This window comes from Nocardia sp. NPDC004278, assembly GCF_053602975.1.
In genome coordinates, this window is the sequence record NZ_JBSGEQ010000010.1 from 128647 (window position 1) to 145595 (window position 16949).

Here is a 16949-nt window from a genome sequence, read left to right on the forward strand (position 1 = left end):
CGCCCGCGGCGGGCTCTCATGCCGACCTCGGCTGCATGAGCTCATCGAGGTATTGGTGATAGTCGCATTCGCGCCACCGCAGTGGCCCGGACTCACCGTTGAGCCGGAAACCCTTGTCCGCCAACAGATGCGGCTTCACTTGAGCCCGCCACTGCAACACCAGCTGCTTGGTCACCTTCAACCGTGCTGCGATCTCGCCGGTGTCGAGCAACCCGTGCCCGCATCCCAGCGCGTCACATCGTTTCGCCATTTTGTTCTTCACCCCCTCTCCTCGCCGTAGTCGTCGGAGGTCTCAGCGGTCGTGCGCTGCCGCGCCTGTTTGGCGTCCACCGCTTCCATGGCTGTCTTGATCGCCACGATCAACTCCCGCAGCGTCGTCGGCGCGCCTTCCAGGTCGACCGTGGGTGCACCGAGCATCCGATAGGACTCGATCTCGAGATAGATCCCGCGCAACTGGTCCATGGATTCCACGTCGAGGATCCGCTGTCGGAACTCTGCCACCGTGGGAACTTCTTCACCGCCGTCGAGCCAATCAGCGATCTGATTGGCCAACTCCGCACCCGGGGTGGGAACCACCTGGTTGGTCAGAAACGGCAGACGGGTCTTGGAAATATGCAAGTTGTTGTGCAGGTCGAGGTCGGCGACGATATCGAACTCGAACTCCAACCCCTCCCGCTGCACCGGCCGCGTCCCGACCTTACGAGGCACCGAACGGCCTCTGCCGTCCTCGTCGACAACGTATTCGGTCTTGGTACGCATGGTGACGATCAGGTGCCCAGGAAAGGTCAACATGGCCTCGACCATCCGGCGCTCGTCGGGGTTGGCTTCCTTCCACCCCGAGAAGCTGTTGCTACCCGATTTGCAGCGGTCGACCTGCTCGAGCATCCCGTCCTGGCCCATCCAGTAGTGCGACCACGAGTCGATGATCAGCGTGGTGAACCCGCGCCCGGCCGCCACCCCTAGGATCTCGACCAGACTGGCTGGTGAGAACCGGTCCGGTTCGACCGTCTGCCAACCCCAGCCATTGAGTCCCTGATACTTGCTGGCGCTGCCGTGCTCGGTGTCGACCATGCCGACAACGCCGCCCTCACGCTGCGCCCATTCCCAGGCCAGCGCGAGAGCTGTGTAGGTCTTCCCCGACCCAGATGGTCCGGCTAACGCCATGCGCGCCTTGCTCTTTCGCCGGACCGCGGGCTTGAACTCGAACGCCATCACCACCACCCGACTGGTGGATAGACGGCAAGCCCGGCCACCAAGACATCGGTGGCCGGGTTAAACTGATACCGCATAACTACTCCCGTAGATGTGCACCGACCCGGCGGAGTGCTAGCCCGCCGGGTCAACCTTTTCTCCCGTAGACGAAATCTGCGCTCGGGCCTGTTCGGCTATCCCTTCTCCTCGATCCGGAACATGTGTTCGGCCGGGACATCCAGTGCCGCAGCGAGTTTCGCCGCCAGCTCCGGGCTGCACGAATTCCGCGCCCCCGACCGCAACAGCCCGACGATGCTCTTGCCGCACCCGGCACGCTCAGCCAGAACACGCACCGGCACACCCGTGGCCTGCATCGCCTCACGTAATGCTGTCCGGGACTTCAACCTCGCCCGATAGACCATTCTGGATTCCCTCCTGTGCCCTCTCCCTGAGCAGACACTATCAGGAGAATCCATTTATGGCTATCCGAACATGGATGAGTGGAATATGTTTCCGCAGCTCATGCAATATTTGAAGTTGTTTTACGTGCACATCGTTCGCGCATACTGCACTAGCTGCTATGTCGGTGTGGACATATGCCCTACGCTTGTGGACATGCCACGCAAGCGCGCCATACCCGAGCCCTGGGCCTCCGCCATGGCCGCAGCGGGTATCACCAGCCGAAACGAACTCGCAGACACCGCCGGTGTACACCCGACCACCGTCAGTCGATTGATCGACAACCCTGAACACCCGTCCTCGATCGACACCATCCGCGCCGTAGCTCAGGCCCTGAAGCTCGACGTGCGCGATGTCGCGCACTGGTCCGGCATCGCACTCGAGCTCGACGAGGCCTACCTCCCTCCACCGGAAGCAGCTCTCCTCGGTCGAGAGCAACGCAAACTCGTCACCGACCTCATCCGCGCGCTCGCGGCGACGAACCGACATCCACGGCCGCCGTTGAAGATTCAGACCACCGGAGTTGTCGTCCTCTCCGGCGACTAGCTTGTTCACGAGTGGCCACCGATGCGTGGTTCGGATCGGGAGGTCCTGATGGAACCGAACGTGCGTGGCCCGCGTCTGACCTAGAATGTCGGCATCTTCTACCAGGTGCGCGTCACTCGCGGCCAGCTCCAGCCTGAGCCGAATGGTGAAACCGCTGAGTCGATCTGGATTCCGATCCCTGACGTGGCCCGCCTACGCCGACCTTCACTTGTCGATATCGGCCTCGCCCTGGCTCGGACGGGTCCGGCGACCTGCCACGTCGCTGCCGTACGGGTCGGTGGCTTGATCCAGCACTGAGGCATGCGCGGCTCGGCGCCGAGCTGCTGTTCCAGATCCTCGCCGAACACGAGGATAAAGCGTTCTCGCAACCGACACTATTTCACGCAGCCGAATCAGACGGAATCAGCTTCATTACCGAAAGTGCCTGCACCCCAGTAGAATTGGCTTGTCTAACTCCGGCTAGCACCGGAAGTGTGTATCTACGGGAGAACAATTGAACAGGCACTACTTGGCGTGCGTCCACAGGTGGCACACCTGATGGCGCGCGAACGCATAAGACCCGGCAAGCATGGGAAGATCACCACCACGCCGGTATACAACTCCGCCGGGAAAATCGTCAGACACATCGCAAAGACCTATTTCCGAGACACCGACGGGGCGCTGCGTCTAGTCACGGCCAGTGGCCGCAGCCAGCCCAAAGCCAAAGCGGCACTGGACAATAAGCTCAGCAGCCGCGTTGCTCCGTCGAGTGCGGCCGTATCGTCGGAAACCCTGATCGGCGCGCTTGCCGACCGATGGCGAACCAGAATCGAACGATCGAACCTATCCTCGAATACCAAACGCCGGTACGCAGAGATCCTCGATCTGCACATCGTGCCGGAACTCGGCAAACTCACGATCGGCGAAGCCACCAGCGCCGTCTTGGAAGGCTTCCTCGACGATCTCGGAGAACGGATCGGAAAACCCACCGCGAAGCTGGCGAAGACATGCCTATCCGGAATGTGGACCATCGCAAGCCGGTACGGGGCAGCACCGGGCAATATCGTCAAACTGCTGGCCCCGATCACTGTGGATGACAAGCCCGTCGTCGCGTGGTCGGCTACCGAAGTCCTCCGCATTCGCGCGGCAATGCGTCAGGACGAGCAAGCCGTTCGGACCGGCATAGCCGACCTCCTGGACACCCTGCTCGGCACCGGATGCCGGATCGGTGAAGCACTGGCGCTCAAGTGGAAGCATCTCGACCTCGATGGCCCCAAACCCAGTGTTCTGATCGAGGGCACCGTCGTACGTCTCCGCGGTGGCGGAATGTTCATCCAGCCTCATCCAAAGGGCGGCCCCAACGGCAAGCGACGACTATTCCTGCACAACTGGACCGTACTGAAGCTGGCAGCTCGGCGCGCCCTCGTGGCGCACGACCCGGAGGACTTGGTCTTCCCATCGGCGCGCGGCACCCTGCGAGATCCGCGCAACGCGCGCAAGCAACTCAAGCGGATCCTCACAAGGCTCGGATTCACCGAAATCCCGCAGAACCCTCACACCGCCCGCAAGACCGTCGGCACACAGCTGGCCGAAGACGCCGACGGCGGCCAGTCCGACATCTCCATCGCCGCAGCTCAGCTTGGCAACACCGAGGCAATCACGCGTCGCCACTACATCCAGCGAACTCACGTCGGACCTGACGCACGCGAGCGCTTCGACGCCTTCGCCCTCCCGGACGAAAATGAAGAATAAATAGAGAGTTGGCCCCAAATAGGCACGCTCCCACGCTCCCCCTGACTCGCTGACCAGGGGGTTTGTGGGGCGGGCGGGGCTCGAACCCGCGACCAATGGATTATGAGTCCACGGCTCTAACCGACTGAGCTACCGCCCCGTGTGCGGTGGATACCGACAGCGTTGGGGATGCTACCGAATGGGTGGGGTCGGACACCACTCGGATACCGCGGAACGCGGCGGCGGGGTGCCGGGGCGGGCGGGCCGGGCGCGGTTAGGGTGGGGGTGTAACCCCGGAACCAGGCTGGAGGGTCGGTTGTGGCGAGTGTGTTCGCGAATGTGCTGAAGGTGCATCAGTGGGTTTACGAGAACAGCGGCGGGGTGGTGGGGCATCGGCTGCTGTTCGGGAATCCGACGTTGTTGTTGCGGACGGTGGGGCGCAAGACGGGGCAGCCGCGGACTTCGGCGCTGACCTACGGGCGGGATGGGGCGGATTATTTGGTGACCGCGTCGAATGGCGGATCGCCGCGGCCACCGGGTTGGTTGGCGAATGTAAAGGCGGAGCCGGAGTGTGAGATTCAGGTCGGGCGGCGCAAGCTGGCGGTGGTTGCGCGGGCTACGCTGCCCGACGATCCGAACTACGCGCGGCGTTGGGCGATTGTCGACAAGGTCAATCAGGGGCGCTACAGCGCATATCAGAAGATGACCAAGCGGCCGATCGCGGTGGTGGTGCTAACTCCGGTCGGCTGAGTTCAGTCGCTCTCCCAGCGGTCGTAGTCATCGTCGACATCACTACGGTCCCAGCGTAATTCGTCGCGCGGCGGGCGACTGGCCAACTGCACACTGAACGCGACGAGACCCAAAACAGCGAAGATGACAACAACGATAATCAGTGTTTCCACGCGGGCACCCTAGCGCCGAACCAGGGTGCGCCGCACTGCAGGTGAGACAAGTTGTCTCGGAGGGTCGTTCAGATCGTAAGAACCGTGCGTCCGATGGCGGTTCGAGACTCGATCGCGGCGTGGGCGCGGCCGGCCTGTTCGAGCGGGAAGGATTGGCCGATAACAACTTCCAGCCGTCCCGCCACCGCCTCGGCGAGCGAACGTTCGGCCAACGCGTGCCAATCGATATCACCGTCGGCGGTCAGGTCGAACAGACCCTGCACACCAATATTGCGTGCTGCCACCGCTTCTCGGTCGAAATCGGCGAATTGTCCTGCGGCAGCGCCATATCCGATGAATCGACCGCCATTGGCCGCGGCATCCATGGCGCCAGCGCCCAATGCGCCTCCCGCCCCGTCCAATACGACGTTCACGCCCTTTCCTCCGGTCGCGGCGCGCGCCTTCGCCGACCAGTCGGGCTCGGAGTAATCGATGACAGCATGTGCGCCGAGTCGCGACGCGAGCTCGAGTTTGGCGCTACCGCGCGCCGCGGCCACCACATTCGCCCCGGCCGTGCGGGCGAGTTGAATCAGCAGGGTGCCCAATCCCCCGCCCGCCGCGGTGATCAGCACCCATTCGCCGGGCTGAATGGCGGCCCGGTCGAAAACGGCGAGCGCCATCTTGCCGTCATGGGCGAGTGCCACCGCCTGCGAAAGACTCACCCCATCGGGCACCGGCACCAGGGTCTCGGCCTTGGCAAGGGCCTGCTCCGCGTACCCGCCGATCGGCTGCCCACCACCGATGCCGCTGGCGGCGGTCTGGGTGGTGACGCGCTTGCCGACCCAACTCGGGTCGACGTCCGCACCCACCGAAGCGACCACCCCGGCGACTGCTCCACCTGGCACATAAGGCGGTTCGATCTTGAAAAACTCTGTGCCCCAACCGCTTCGAAGCTGAGCGTCCAGGAACATCACATCGGCCGCCGCGACATCGACGACCACCTGCCCCGGCCCGGCCACCAGCCCGGGCACCTCCCGTACCGAAAGCACCTCGGGCCCACCGAATTCCGCAGCGTGCACAGCGCGCATAACAACCTCCGACATTTCTCGCTCGATCCGACAGGAACCAGCCTGGAACCTGAACCAGAGTTGAGGTCAAGCCGCACGGGGATGATTACGCTACGGGCGGAAATACGCTCAGCCGGGAATCGAATTCGCCCGACGCGCCAACAATCGCAGGGCGGGTTGGCGACCGAACCCCATGTGGGATCCGCCCAACCCAAATGGAGATCCCCACCAAAAACAGCGTGTCATGGCAGTCGCGCTGGGGTCGATAGGTAGGGCGCAACGGTGGCGAGCCCGTTCGCTTGCCGTTCGCACCGATCGGTCGCAGCAGCCACGGCCGGGCGGACGATCACAGGGAAACCCATGCCTTGGAGCGCGAGAGCCCGCCACCGGTTCTAACCTGATCTTGGTCACCGCCAGGACAGAGCGTGCAGATCCCGAGTATGGATGTAGCTCTGGAACAGCGGATCATGATGCGCGACGGCACCGCAGGTCAGGAACCGCCTCCGCCGCAACTGCTTCCACCACCGCAGCTACTGCCACTACCGCCGCCACAAGAGCTGCCCCCATCGCCACCGCAGCAGCTACCACTTCCCGAGTCATTGCTACCGGTATCCCCCGCCGCCCATGACGAACTGGACCCACCGAGCCACCCGGCTCCCCGGTGGGGCCGACTCGACCAGTTGGACGCCAGTGCTACGAAGCCCGCGACACCGCCCATGATCACGACGGTTATCAGGACGACCAGAAGCAGTGCCGTCATTCAGGAACCTCCCCCGCCACAACTGCTCCCGCCACCACAACTGCTGCCCCCACCACCGCAACCGCTGCTACCGCCGCTACAACTGCTGCCCCCACCGCAACTGCTGCCGCTGCCACTGTCATGGCCGTGCCCATGGCCGTGACCATGACCGTGGCCATGCCCGCCACTACCGGGGTCATAGCCACCAGAGCTCCCCGACTCGAACCCTGCGGCCCCGTAGGCCCACGGCGAGCTGTCGTTCTGGCCCACGTACCCGCGCCGCCCCGGCGGCAATGGCCTTCTCGTCGCTCGCGTGATCAGGACCGCGATCAACACCGCGACGCCACCGCCGATCACGAGAATGGCCAGCAGCACAACGAAAAAGACCTGCATTCCCGAATGGTATCCCCGCACCTGCATCAGAGCCTGCGGAAAAGCAGCAATCTGCACCGTACGGATCCACCTCTCGCTCGGTATTCCCAGATCGCCGTACAGTGAATCGTGGTGCTTTTGCGTCCTGGAAACCGTGCCCGCCGGATCGACCTCAATGCTGTCGACAAAGCGGTAGCCGCGCTCGAGTTCCCCGATGCGGTCTTCAAGACCAGCCCGTGGCAGCCGCGCGAGTTGGTGGAGACCGGTTTGCGGCAATGGTTGCGTTGCTGCGGCGCCGCGATGCGTGACGGTCAGGTAGTCGGAATGCCGTCACATGCGGTCGACGAGGCCTGGCACGGCTTCATCCTGTGCACCCAGATGTATGCCGCATTCTGCACCGCCGCCTACGGCCGATTCCTGCATCATTTTCCGGAAGGCATACCGACGCAGGGCAATTCGCACGGCTCCATGGCTGAACAACTCGGCCGCACGGTGGTCGCCTGGTCGATTGTCGCCGCGCCCGGCGAGAAGTGTGTGCTCTGGGATCTCGACAGCGTTGTCGGCGTCGAGCATCCGTGGGGAATCAGCGCCGAGCGAGTAGCGGCCATCGAAGCCGAACTCGCCAGGACGCCTTTATGATCCGACTCAGGTGCGCTCGACCCGCGCGGCGAAGAACCGCACGATCGCCGGAGCGAACTTGTTGAACTGGTACTGCAGCCGCCCCTCAGGAGTAACCGGAACGATGCTGCGATCACGCTCGACCGCGCGTACGTAGCACCAATTTCCGGCGCGACCAGTGTCGACGACCTAGTCGAGAGCGCGGCTGAGCAGCGCTGTGAGTTGCTCGCGCTCACCAGCCGACAAGGAGTTCAGCAGCTTGTCTTGAACCTTGACGAGTGTCGTATCCAGCTTTTCGAGCCGCCTCCGGCCCGTGGGGGTCAGGGTGATCAGGTTGCGGCGCCGGTCGGTCGGGTCCGCGGTGCGCGCGACGTGCCCCTGTGCGGTCAGCTCCCTGAGCATGGCGTGCATATCGCTCTGGTCGATGCCACACCGTTGACCGATCCGTACCTGGCTGTCCGGGCCGAACTCGTCGAGGGCGGCAAGGATCGCGAAGTGGTAGGCGCGCCCGTCGACCGCACCCATCGCTTCGCCGATGAGCCGGTGCGCCCGCGCTGCGGTTTTACTGATCAGCCAGCTCGGTTTGCAGCGCAGGCGGGCGGGTGTCTCCTCCAGCTCCATGCATGAAGCATAGCCAATCCCTTGGTTCTTCCCACGAATTCGATTACTCTTGGTCCCCCCAAGCTTGGCTGTACCAAGGAATATGAAAGGTGGAGGGATGTCAATCACTTCGAAAGAGGCACGGACCGCCAGCGCCCACGTTCGCGAACGTGCCGCAGAACTCGGCGCCCGGGTCACGGTCGCGATTGTCGACGGCGGCGGGCACCTACAAGTTCTCGATCGCATGGACGGCGCGCCACCGCTGTCGGCTCGCATCGCCCCGGCAAAAGCGTCCAGCGTTGCATTGTTCCATCGCGACGGCGGCGAGTTGGTGCGTCTTCAGCAGGCCTGGCCTGCACTGTTCGCACAGATGGATCAGGTGGCGGGAACGCCCATCATGGCGGGTGCAGGTTCTCGGCTGATCCGGCGCGGCGATGCCGTTGTCGGCGCAATCGCGGTCAGCGGCGGCATACCGGAGCAGGACGACGAGTGCGCCGCTGTCGGGCTCGCTTCCCTGTCGCTCCCTGTGTCGACTTAGTCGCCCCGGTCAGCGACCGGCGTGCCTCAACGGACGAGCTTCACTCGGGCCGCCAGGGATCGGACCATGCCGGGGGCGAGGCGTTGCAAGTGGTATTGCAGCCACGCTTCCGGCGTCACCGGCACCACGTCACGGTCGCGTTCGACGGCGCGCACGACCTGCTCGGCCACCTTGCCCGGGGTGTAGCGGCGCATCCGGTACAGGTTGTCGTAGCGCTCCCGCTTGCGCTTCTCCTCGTCGGCGCTGACACCCGAGAACGTAGTGGTGGCAACGATATTCGTGTGGACAAGACCCGGGCAGATGGTGTGCACCGAGATGCCGCGCCCGGCCAGTTCCGCACGCAGGCAATCGGAGAACATGAACACCGCCGACTTGCTCGTGGAGTAGGCGCTGAACCCCTGCTGCGGACTGTAGGCGGCCATGCTGGACAGGTTGACGATATGCCCGCCGAGTCCGCGTTCGGCCATCGCGGACCCGAAGGCCCGGCAGCCGTTCACCACACCGCCGAGATTGATCCGCATGACCCGGTCGAACTCCGTCGACGGCGTATCGAAGAATCCACCGGCCTGCCCGATTCCGGCATTGTTGATCAGGATATCGGGCACGCCGTGCGCCGCGAGCACCTCCACCGCATGCGCGTTCATCTCGTCCGCATTCGCGACATCGAGCTGATAGGCATGCGCCACACCGCTTTCCGCGCCGATCAGCTCCGCCGTCTCCTTGGCCGCGTCCAGATTGATATCCGACAGTACGATCTCCGCGCCGAGCCGCGCGAACGTCAATGCCGTTTCCCGACCGATGCCGCTGCCGCCGCCGGTGATCACCACGAGCTGATCCTCGAACGGCCGTCGGCTGCGCCCGATTTCGGCGCGGCGCAGCGCACGCGGCGTCGCGCCGCCATTGACGGCGTCGATGAGTTCGGTGGTCGCGGTGGCCAGCAGTTCTGGATGGGAGAAGGGCATCCAGTGCCCGGCGGGCACATCACGCCGCCACAGCCGCGAAACCCATTTGTGTTGGTCGTCATAGCCCGCGGGCCGCACCGCGACATCGCGCCCGGCAACAATCAACTGCACCGGTACCTCGGTGTGGCGCTCGCGCGGAGCGAGCAGCCGCGGCAGGATATTGGCCCGGTAGATGAGCAGACCCTCGACCGCGTCGCGGCGGAAGGTCGGGCCGAGAACGATATTCGACGGTGCGGTGTCGTTCATGATCGACACGATGCGCTGCCAGCGCTTCTCGTGTGCAACCACCCGGAACACCTGATCGAGTCCGGGCGTCATGGAGAAGACCGTGTACCCCGACGACAGCGCTTGCGTGAGCGGCTGCCACAGATTGCGCGGCGTCGGCCGGGACAGCCTGGCACGCACCCACTTCGCGAGGTGGTCGAGATTCGGCCCGGAGACCGAGGTGAACGAGGCAACTCGCGCGGCGGCCTGCGTTTCGCATACCGCCTCCCACACCTGCACCGAACCCCAGTCGTGCGCTAGTACGTGCACCGGCCGATCCGGACTGACCGCATCGGCGACGGCGAAGAAGTCGCTGGCCAACTCTTCCAGGCGGAAGTCCTTGGCGCGCCGGGTGCGGGTGGACTCCCCGTGGCCTCGGGTGTCATAGGCGACGACGTGGAAGCGTCCGGCCAGCAGCGGCACCACCGCATCCCACAAATGATGGGTGTCGGGCCAACCATGCACCAACACAATGGTTTCCGCGCTCGGATCCCCGTATTCGAAGACGGCGATATCGAATTCGCCGCTGCGCACCGTTCGCCGCGTCTCGGCCGAAGCCAGATCGGTCGTCGTCACTGAAGTAACTCCTCGAGGTTTCCCGCCACCGGCGCGGTGGCCGTGGTTCGCTTGCTCCGGCCGCTCACGACTCCGCCTCGCTGACGCTCGGCTCCGTCGTGCGCGAAGGCGCACTGTGCTGATGGTTCACTCGCCGACGCTCGCTCACAGATCGAGCACCAATCGCCCACCCCGCGACCGTGATACGCAGACCAGCATCTCCCCCGCCTCGTGTTCGGCGGCGGTGAGCACGGTCTCGCGATGCTCGGGTTCGCCGGACAGCACCCGCACCTTGCAGGTACGGCAGAAGCCCTGGCGGCAGGAATACGGCCGATCCGGGCGACTCTCCAGAATGGTTTCCAGCGCTGACTTGTCCGCGGGCACCTCGACAACCGCACCGGTGGAGGCGAATTCGATCTCGAACCGGACACCGTCCACGATCGGTGGCGGCGAGAAGCGCTCGGAATGCAGTTCCACACCGGGCATTTCGCGCACCGCGGCGGCGACGGCGGCATTCATCGGCACCGGGCCGCAGCAGTACACCGCGGTATCGCCGGTGACACCGGCAAGCAAGGTCGCGGCATCGGGAAATCCGAATTCATCATCGGTGCGCACGGTGGCCCGGTCCCCGAATCCCGCGATCTCGTCGAGAAACGGAATCGTGTCGCGGCTGCGCCCCGTGTACACCATCGACCACTCGATACCGAGTCGCATCGCCAGCCGCGCCATCGGCAGAATCGGTGTGATCCCGATTCCGCCCGCAATGAAATGCAAACGGGTGGCGGGTGATCCGTGACCGGGCACGGCGAACGGAAAGGCATTGCGCGGACCGCGCACCACGATCCGCGAGCCGACCGGCAGCTCATCGTGCACCTCGACCGAACCACCGCCACCGTCCGGAATGCGGCGCACCGCAATACGATAGGCACGGCTATCGGCCGGATCGCCGCACAGCGAATACTGCCGCAATCGACCCGATGGCAGCTCCAGATCGAGGTGCGCGCCGGGCCGCCACGGCGGAAGTTCCTGCGCGTCAGGCGATTCCAGCCGCAGACTCACCACATCCTGATCATGTGCCTCGATCCGGCGTCCGGTCACCACCAGCGACAGCCGGTGATCATCGGCCCGCGGCGACAGATCGCGGCGGTTGATGATGGTGGTCCAGCGCAGCCGCGCCGAGGCGACCGCGTCGAGCACCCGGACCGCCCGATCCTGATCACGCCTACCGAACAGATCGGCGGGCAACTGCTCCGGCATCGGCCGCCAATTCAAGACGCGACCGCCTGTGCCGCAGGGGATTTGGCCAGGTATGCCACCGCCTGTGCCGTCGACCCGACCGATTCCGGGTTGTAGCCGGGCTGGAATGTCGTCAGCGCGCTCCACAGCAGCGAGGGCACGCCGGGCAGCGCACCGCGCCACATCGAGCCGAAGACCCGAGTGATCAATCGCGGATAGCCGAGGTCGGGCAGTGCGGGATCCCGATGCACCATGAATTTGGTGCCGCGAACCACGAGCGTGATGAAGATCGGGAAGACGATCGTCATGATCGCCGCGCGGCGGATATAGCCCGCGCCGAAGTAGACGGCCACATCGTGCGCGACGTGCCGGTGCTCGACCTCCTCGGCACCATGCCAGCGGAACAGATCCGCCACCCGGGGGTCGGCGCCGAACTTCTCCAGATCGGCATTGAGCACCCAGTCCCCGAGATAGGCGAAGAAGTGTTCCAGACAGGCGATGAACGCCAGTCGCTCCACCATCACCTGCCGCTGCGCCACCCCGTCGACATCCTTGGGCCCGAGCGACTTGCGGAACAGGTATTCCGCCTGCCGCACATACGGTTCCGGATCGATACCGTTTGCGGCGAGCACCTCGTGCAGCACCTTGTCGTGCGTCTCGGCGTGCATGGACTCCTGGCCGATGAAGCCGAGCATGGCCGCACGCAGCTTCTCGTCCTTCACATACGGCAGCGCCTCGGAGTACGCGGCGCAGAACATGCGCTCGCCCTCCGGCAGCAACAGGTTCAGCGCGTTGATCAGATGCGACGCAATGGGTTCCGCGGGCATCCATTGCAAAGGAGTATCCGCCCAGTCGAATCGCACATTGCGCGCATTGAGGGCAACCTCGCCGGGATCGACGTCCGCCCGCTGCTGTCCCCTACGAAGTAGCTTCATCGATACTCCTCGATCTCACCGGCCGCGCCACAGCCCGTAACGAGCCGAAACCGCGACGTTGCCTACCTTCCTGCATGGCCGTAGCAATGATCATACACATATATGAAACCTCTGGTAACACACATATACCCGGCAGCCGCCGCACCCCGATCCCGATCACCATAACCGCACCATAGCAACCAACTTGAACACCGTTCAAGCTATGTAAAAGCAGTCTCCACTTCATCCGACAAGGCGCACGTCACACATGACCGCCCAGCCGACCGCCGATAAGCCGAGCAGCTTCGTCACCCCAAGAACCCCCTTGATCGAACTGCCACCGACCCCCCACCGCCACCCGATCGCCCCTCAAAACGACACCACCCACTCCCCCATCAGCACGAGCCCCCGCGACCCACACACCAAACCAAGGCGAAGCAGTCCACACACCACCCCACCAGCACACCTCCACCCCGCCCCACATCCCACTCCAACATTCAGCTGAGAATGCGCTGACGCAGAGGCACTCTCGACGCTTGCCTGTACGGGCACATGGTGATCACTCGTCCAAGGCGAGGTTGTGCGCGGCATTGGGGATGACGACGGGGGTCGCGCGGTGGGTTGAGTCCGGACGGATCGTCATGGCGGGTAGATTGCGAAATGTGCGGCCGCCAATTGTGTCGGCGCGCACATTGCCCGGATACGCACTGACACAGCGATGACACCTCGAATGAGTTCAACGCCGGTAGCCCACTTGACAATAGAGCACTCCACTGTGACCGACATCCCTTCGTTTGCCAGGTAGGCTAGAACACGTTCTAGTAGGCTTTCGCTATGGAACGACTAACCGGATTGGATGCCAGCTTCCTGTACCTCGAGACCGGGACCCAGCACCTGCACGTGTGTGCGCTGCTGATCCTGGATCCCACCGCAGGGGGCACGCACTACACCTTCGAAACATTCAAAGCAGAACTCGGCCGCCGACTGCCGCTGATACCGCAGATGCGGCGGCGGATTCATGAGGTGCCGTTCAATCTCGATCATCCGGTCTGGGTGGAAGACCCGAACTTCGATCTGGACTATCACATTCGACGCATCGAAACGCCACGCCCGGTCGGCCGCCAGGAACTTGCCGACCTGGTCGGCGAGATCGCGAGTGTGCCAATGGATCGCAGTCGCCCGCTGTGGCAGATGCACGTGGTGGAGGGGCTCGAAGACGGCAAGGTCGCGGTCATCTGCAAGTACCACCACGCCGCCGTCGACGGCATCACCGGCACCAACATGATGATGCACCTGTGCGATCTGGAACCCGGCCTGAGCAAGCCCGAACCGGCCGAGGAATGGCGGCCCGAACCCCAGCCGAGCGATGTGCGGTTGGCGGCCGAGGCGGTAGCGAATCTGCCGAACAGGCTCGGTCTGGTCGGCATGGTGCCGAAAACCCTTGGCCTGGTTGCCAATTTCGCGCAGCGGCGACGAAACAACCAGGCGGGCATGGCATTACCGCTGACCGCACCGCGCACCCCCTTCAACGGCGCGATCAGCCCGGACCGCGCGGTAGCCTTCACCGAGGCCGATCTCGGCGCGATCAAGGAGATCAAGGCCGCCTTCGAGGTGAAGGTCAACGACGTGGTGCTGACCATCGTCGCGGGTGTACTGCGCTCCTACTTGGAGAAGCACGATGAGCTGCCCGATAAATCCCTGATCGCCTCGGTGCCGGTTTCGGTGCACGACACCTCCCGGCACACCGCGGGCATCAATAAGGTCTCCTCACTGTTCTCGCACCTCGGCACCGATATCGCCGATCCGGTGCAGCGGCTGCGGCAGGTGGCCGAGGCCAATCGCGACGCCAAGGAGGAACACGCCCTGGTCGGCGCGGACTTCCTGATGGACTGGTCGCAGTACGCCCCGCCGAATACCTTTCAGCTGGCCGCACGGGTCTATTCGTCGTTGAAACTGGCCGAGCGCCACCCGGTGGTGCACAACCTGGTGGTGTCGAATGTTCCCGGCCCGCCGATGCCGCTGTACTTTCTCGGCCACCAGGTCGAGGCGATGTATCCGTTCGGGCCGGTTTTCCACGGCGCTGGACTGACGGTCACCGTCCTGTCCAATAACGGTGATCTGGACTTTGGCTTCATCGCCTGCAGGGAACTGGTGCCCGATCTGCAGACGATCGCCGATGCGGTCCCCGGCGTCGTCAATGAATTGCTGACCGCGGCACGCGATCTGGGTTAACCCACACCGCTGCCCTGTTCGCCATCGCCGCCGAACAGGGCCGCATTCGAGGTCCTCGCCCGTCTTGTGGCGACAGCGGCGCAAGCCTCCAGCAGTACCGGCACGAAGCGGTCGGCCTCGAGCACGCAGGATGCGTGACCGGCCTTGACCAGATGAATGCTCGCCCCGGGAATCATGGTCGCCATCTCCAACTGCCGATAAACCGGAATCGCCCGGTCCCGCGTCGTGATCACGACGGCGGTCGGCATGGTCAGCGTGGAAAGCCAAGCGGTCGAATCGAATCGGCCGACCTCGGCAATGACCTGTGTCATCGCCCAGCCGCTGTTGCTGCGAAATTCATTGAGCGCCCAGCGATTCAGCTGTCCCGGCGCCCAGGTGTGCTCCGGCATATCGGACAGCTGTCCGGCATGTTCCTCGGCGCGGCGGTACGAATAGGGACCGATGGCTGCGGCCAATGCGCCGAATGTCAGATGAAAGGCACGCTCGCGCAGCTTTTCCTGGAATCGATATGGTGTCGCGCACAACACCAGACCGCTCACCCGATCCGGATGCCGGTGCGCGGCAAGCAATGCGACGACACCGCCGAGGGAATATCCGGCCAATATGGCCCGCTCGACGCCGAGTGCATCGGCAATGGCAACGACATCGTCCGCGCAGTCCTGCACCGAGAACCACGCCGAGCGGATGCCACGGCCGTGCCAACGCTGGTCGAAGACGATCACCCGGTAGCGCTCGGCGAGTGCGTCGAGTGCGGGGAACCAGGTGAGGTAGCCCGTGCAGGCGGTGGCGTGCAGCAGGATCAGGGTCGGCGCGCCCTCGGGTCCCGGTATATCGACGACGTAGGTGCGGCCACGGCCCGGCAGGTCGATGAGCCGTCCGCCGGGCACCTGCGCAATATCGGGAACTCCCGAACGCCGGGAGAACCGTCGCATCGCCACCACCGCGTCCGGATCCGGATTCGTCATCGTCGACCTCCTCGGCGCAGTCCGCGGTAGTACTAGAACGCGTTCTACATCGATGATGCCACAGGACCCGGCAGGACTCAGACCAGGGCCCGGACGACGCACTCGGCGATGCAGGCGGGCCTGATCGCCGTCCTCGCGTTCGACGGTCGCCTGGTGTAGACCGCCGGGAACCTCCGCGATGCTCACGCTGTCGGCCCGGCCGCGGATGCGGGAACCAGCGGGCACCGGCGACGGGAAGCGAACCTTGTTCAGGCTGGTGCCGTGTCCCATTGGCCGATACCGATGTGGAAACGGATCAGCGAATCCTCTGTAACGTGTTTCAGTAGTTCGACGGATTCGAGAGGAGGCCGCGATGGGGCGGTTGACCGGCAAGGTGGCGTTGATCAGTGGCGGGGCGCGCGGAATGGGCGCCGCGCACGCGCGGGCGCTGGTGGCCGAGGACGCGCGGGTGGTGCTCGGCGACATCCTCGATGACGAGGGCGCCGCACTCGCCAAGGAAATCGGCGATAGCGCCGCCTACGTACACCTCGATGTGCGCGAAAAGCAGCAGTGGCAGGATGCGGTCGCCGAGGCGGTGCAGCGGTTCGGTTCGCTCAACGTCTTGGTGAACAATGCGGGCATCGTCAATGGCAACCTGCTCGTCGACTTCGAATTGGCGGAGTGGCAGAAGATCATCGACATCAATCTCACCGGCACCTTCCTCGGCATGCAGGCCGCGACGCCCGCAATGATCGAGGCGGGCGGCGGTTCGGTCATCAATATCTCCTCGGTCGAGGGCATGCGCGGCAGTCCTGGTCTGCACGGCTACACCGCCACCAAATTCGCCGTCCGCGGCCTGACCAAATCCACCGCACTCGAGCTGGCGCAGTACGGAATTCGCGTCAACTCGATCCATCCCGGCCTGATCCGCACCCCGATGACCGAGGGCATCCCGGAGGATTTCCTGCAGATCCCGCTCGGCCGCGCCGCCGACCCTGCCGAGGTCTCCGCCCTGGTGACCTACCTGGCCAGCGACGAATCCTCATATTCGACCGGCGCCGAATTCGTCATCGATGGCGGCCTCACCGTAGGCGTCCCGCACAAGACCTTCTCCTGACCTC

The 16949-nt window shown here is 64.4% G+C and carries 17 protein-coding genes and 1 tRNA gene; 7 read left to right on the plus strand and 11 right to left on the minus strand.

The annotated features are described in order from the left end of the window. Positions 1–16 precede the first annotated feature (16 nt). The 3 genes from ACWEO2_RS17970 to ACWEO2_RS17980 form a co-directional block, all read right to left on the minus strand. Positions 17–262 (minus strand): hypothetical protein, encoded by a 246-nt coding sequence (locus ACWEO2_RS17970; RefSeq protein WP_452406328.1) that lies wholly within the window; start codon positions 260–262, stop codon positions 17–19. Further along, on the minus strand, positions 259–1212 hold the full coding sequence (locus tag ACWEO2_RS17975; protein WP_452406329.1) for an ATP-binding protein: 954 nt from the start codon (positions 1210–1212) through the stop codon (positions 259–261). Before ACWEO2_RS17975 ends, ACWEO2_RS17970 begins: the two co-directional genes overlap by 4 nt. A 173-nt stretch (positions 1213–1385) precedes the next feature. Beyond that, positions 1386–1595 carry a helix-turn-helix domain-containing protein gene (locus tag ACWEO2_RS17980; protein ID WP_452406330.1) on the minus strand — a complete coding sequence of 70 codons (210 nt, stop codon included), beginning with the start codon at positions 1593–1595 and terminating at the stop codon, positions 1386–1388. A gap of 211 nt (positions 1596–1806) precedes the next feature. On the opposite strand from ACWEO2_RS17980, the gene ACWEO2_RS17985 reads away from it, so the two are divergent. Continuing rightward, entirely contained in the window at positions 1807–2196 is a 390-nt protein-coding gene (locus ACWEO2_RS17985; protein WP_452406331.1) for a helix-turn-helix domain-containing protein, read from the plus strand. 537 nt (positions 2197–2733) lie between these two features. After that, on the plus strand, positions 2734–3927 hold the full coding sequence (locus ACWEO2_RS17990; protein WP_452406332.1) for a tyrosine-type recombinase/integrase: 1194 nt from the start codon (positions 2734–2736) through the stop codon (positions 3925–3927). A 65-nt stretch (positions 3928–3992) separates the two neighbouring features. On the opposite strand, the gene ACWEO2_RS17995 is transcribed toward ACWEO2_RS17990, so the two are convergent. Beyond that, positions 3993–4066 (minus strand) — tRNA-Ile (locus ACWEO2_RS17995). A 158-nt stretch (positions 4067–4224) separates the two neighbouring features. On the opposite strand from ACWEO2_RS17995, the gene ACWEO2_RS18000 reads away from it, so the two are divergent. Beyond that, a complete protein-coding gene (locus ACWEO2_RS18000; RefSeq protein ID WP_452406333.1) occupies positions 4225–4656 on the plus strand; it encodes a nitroreductase family deazaflavin-dependent oxidoreductase in 432 nt (143 codons plus the stop codon). A 2-nt stretch (positions 4657–4658) separates the two neighbouring features. Here the strand turns inward: ACWEO2_RS18000 and ACWEO2_RS18005 are convergent, their stop codons facing one another. Continuing rightward, positions 4659–4808, minus strand: coding sequence for a hypothetical protein (locus ACWEO2_RS18005; protein ID WP_452406334.1), 150 nt, complete (start codon positions 4806–4808; stop codon positions 4659–4661). A gap of 68 nt (positions 4809–4876) precedes the next feature. Further along, a complete protein-coding gene (locus ACWEO2_RS18010) occupies positions 4877–5875 on the minus strand; it encodes a zinc-binding dehydrogenase (protein ID WP_452406335.1) in 999 nt (332 codons plus the stop codon). Between the two features lie 1222 nt (positions 5876–7097). On the opposite strand from ACWEO2_RS18010, the gene ACWEO2_RS18015 reads away from it, so the two are divergent. Further along, on the plus strand, positions 7098–7604 hold the full coding sequence (locus ACWEO2_RS18015) for a hypothetical protein (RefSeq protein WP_452406336.1): 507 nt from the start codon (positions 7098–7100) through the stop codon (positions 7602–7604). 168 nt (positions 7605–7772) lie between these two features. Here the strand turns inward: ACWEO2_RS18015 and ACWEO2_RS18020 are convergent, their stop codons facing one another. Continuing rightward, the gene (locus tag ACWEO2_RS18020; RefSeq protein ID WP_452406337.1) at positions 7773–8204 is read right to left on the minus strand and encodes a MarR family winged helix-turn-helix transcriptional regulator; all 432 of its coding nucleotides are present in this window, start codon (positions 8202–8204) and stop codon (positions 7773–7775) included. A gap of 97 nt (positions 8205–8301) precedes the next feature. On the opposite strand from ACWEO2_RS18020, the gene ACWEO2_RS18025 reads away from it, so the two are divergent. Continuing rightward, entirely contained in the window at positions 8302–8721 is a 420-nt protein-coding gene (locus ACWEO2_RS18025) for a GlcG/HbpS family heme-binding protein (RefSeq protein WP_354958995.1), read from the plus strand. Positions 8722–8747: 26 nt separating this feature from the next. Here the strand turns inward: ACWEO2_RS18025 and ACWEO2_RS18030 are convergent, their stop codons facing one another. From ACWEO2_RS18030 to ACWEO2_RS18040, 3 genes are all read right to left on the minus strand, one after another. Then, positions 8748–10523: an SDR family oxidoreductase gene (locus ACWEO2_RS18030; RefSeq protein WP_452406338.1), complete on the minus strand. Its 1776-nt coding sequence runs from the start codon at positions 10521–10523 to the stop codon at positions 8748–8750. 144 nt (positions 10524–10667) lie between these two features. After that, positions 10668–11759: a PDR/VanB family oxidoreductase gene (locus tag ACWEO2_RS18035; RefSeq protein ID WP_452406436.1), complete on the minus strand. Its 1092-nt coding sequence runs from the start codon at positions 11757–11759 to the stop codon at positions 10668–10670. An 11-nt stretch (positions 11760–11770) separates the two neighbouring features. Then, positions 11771–12673: a metal-dependent hydrolase gene (locus tag ACWEO2_RS18040; RefSeq protein WP_452406339.1), complete on the minus strand. Its 903-nt coding sequence runs from the start codon at positions 12671–12673 to the stop codon at positions 11771–11773. A gap of 813 nt (positions 12674–13486) precedes the next feature. Between ACWEO2_RS18040 and ACWEO2_RS18045 the strand changes: the two genes are divergently transcribed. Further along, complete coding sequence (locus ACWEO2_RS18045; protein ID WP_452406340.1) at positions 13487–14884, plus strand: WS/DGAT/MGAT family O-acyltransferase; 1398 nt, start codon at positions 13487–13489, stop codon at positions 14882–14884. Here ACWEO2_RS18045 and ACWEO2_RS18050 read toward each other — a convergent pair. Continuing rightward, complete coding sequence (locus tag ACWEO2_RS18050; RefSeq protein WP_452406341.1) at positions 14881–15849, minus strand: alpha/beta fold hydrolase; 969 nt, start codon at positions 15847–15849, stop codon at positions 14881–14883. The genes ACWEO2_RS18045 and ACWEO2_RS18050 overlap by 4 nt on opposite strands. A 352-nt stretch (positions 15850–16201) precedes the next feature. Between ACWEO2_RS18050 and ACWEO2_RS18055 the strand changes: the two genes are divergently transcribed. Then, positions 16202–16945: a glucose 1-dehydrogenase gene (locus ACWEO2_RS18055; protein WP_452406342.1), complete on the plus strand. Its 744-nt coding sequence runs from the start codon at positions 16202–16204 to the stop codon at positions 16943–16945. Positions 16946–16949 lie beyond the last annotated feature (4 nt).

What these genes read in the sequence shown, in the direction of transcription:
- ACWEO2_RS17975 (WP_452406329.1), bottom strand. Translation starts at nt 1,212, where the DNA reads ATGGCGTTCGAGTTCAAGCCCGCGGTCCGGCGAAAGAGCAAGGCGCGC.
- ACWEO2_RS17985 (WP_452406331.1), top strand. Translation starts at nt 1,807, where the DNA reads ATGCCACGCAAGCGCGCCATACCCGAGCCCTGGGCCTCCGCCATGGCC.
- ACWEO2_RS17990 (WP_452406332.1), top strand. Translation starts at nt 2,734, where the DNA reads ATGGCGCGCGAACGCATAAGACCCGGCAAGCATGGGAAGATCACCACC.
- ACWEO2_RS18010 (WP_452406335.1), bottom strand. Translation starts at nt 5,875, where the DNA reads ATGCGCGCTGTGCACGCTGCGGAATTCGGTGGGCCCGAGGTGCTTTCG.
- ACWEO2_RS18020 (WP_452406337.1), bottom strand. Translation starts at nt 8,204, where the DNA reads ATGGAGCTGGAGGAGACACCCGCCCGCCTGCGCTGCAAACCGAGCTGG.
- ACWEO2_RS18025 (WP_354958995.1), top strand. Translation starts at nt 8,302, where the DNA reads ATGTCAATCACTTCGAAAGAGGCACGGACCGCCAGCGCCCACGTTCGC.
- ACWEO2_RS18035 (WP_452406436.1), bottom strand. Translation starts at nt 11,759, where the DNA reads ATGCCGGAGCAGTTGCCCGCCGATCTGTTCGGTAGGCGTGATCAGGAT.
- ACWEO2_RS18040 (WP_452406339.1), bottom strand. Translation starts at nt 12,673, where the DNA reads ATGAAGCTACTTCGTAGGGGACAGCAGCGGGCGGACGTCGATCCCGGC.
- ACWEO2_RS18045 (WP_452406340.1), top strand. Translation starts at nt 13,487, where the DNA reads ATGGAACGACTAACCGGATTGGATGCCAGCTTCCTGTACCTCGAGACC.
- ACWEO2_RS18050 (WP_452406341.1), bottom strand. Translation starts at nt 15,849, where the DNA reads ATGACGAATCCGGATCCGGACGCGGTGGTGGCGATGCGACGGTTCTCC.
- ACWEO2_RS18055 (WP_452406342.1), top strand. Translation starts at nt 16,202, where the DNA reads ATGGGGCGGTTGACCGGCAAGGTGGCGTTGATCAGTGGCGGGGCGCGC.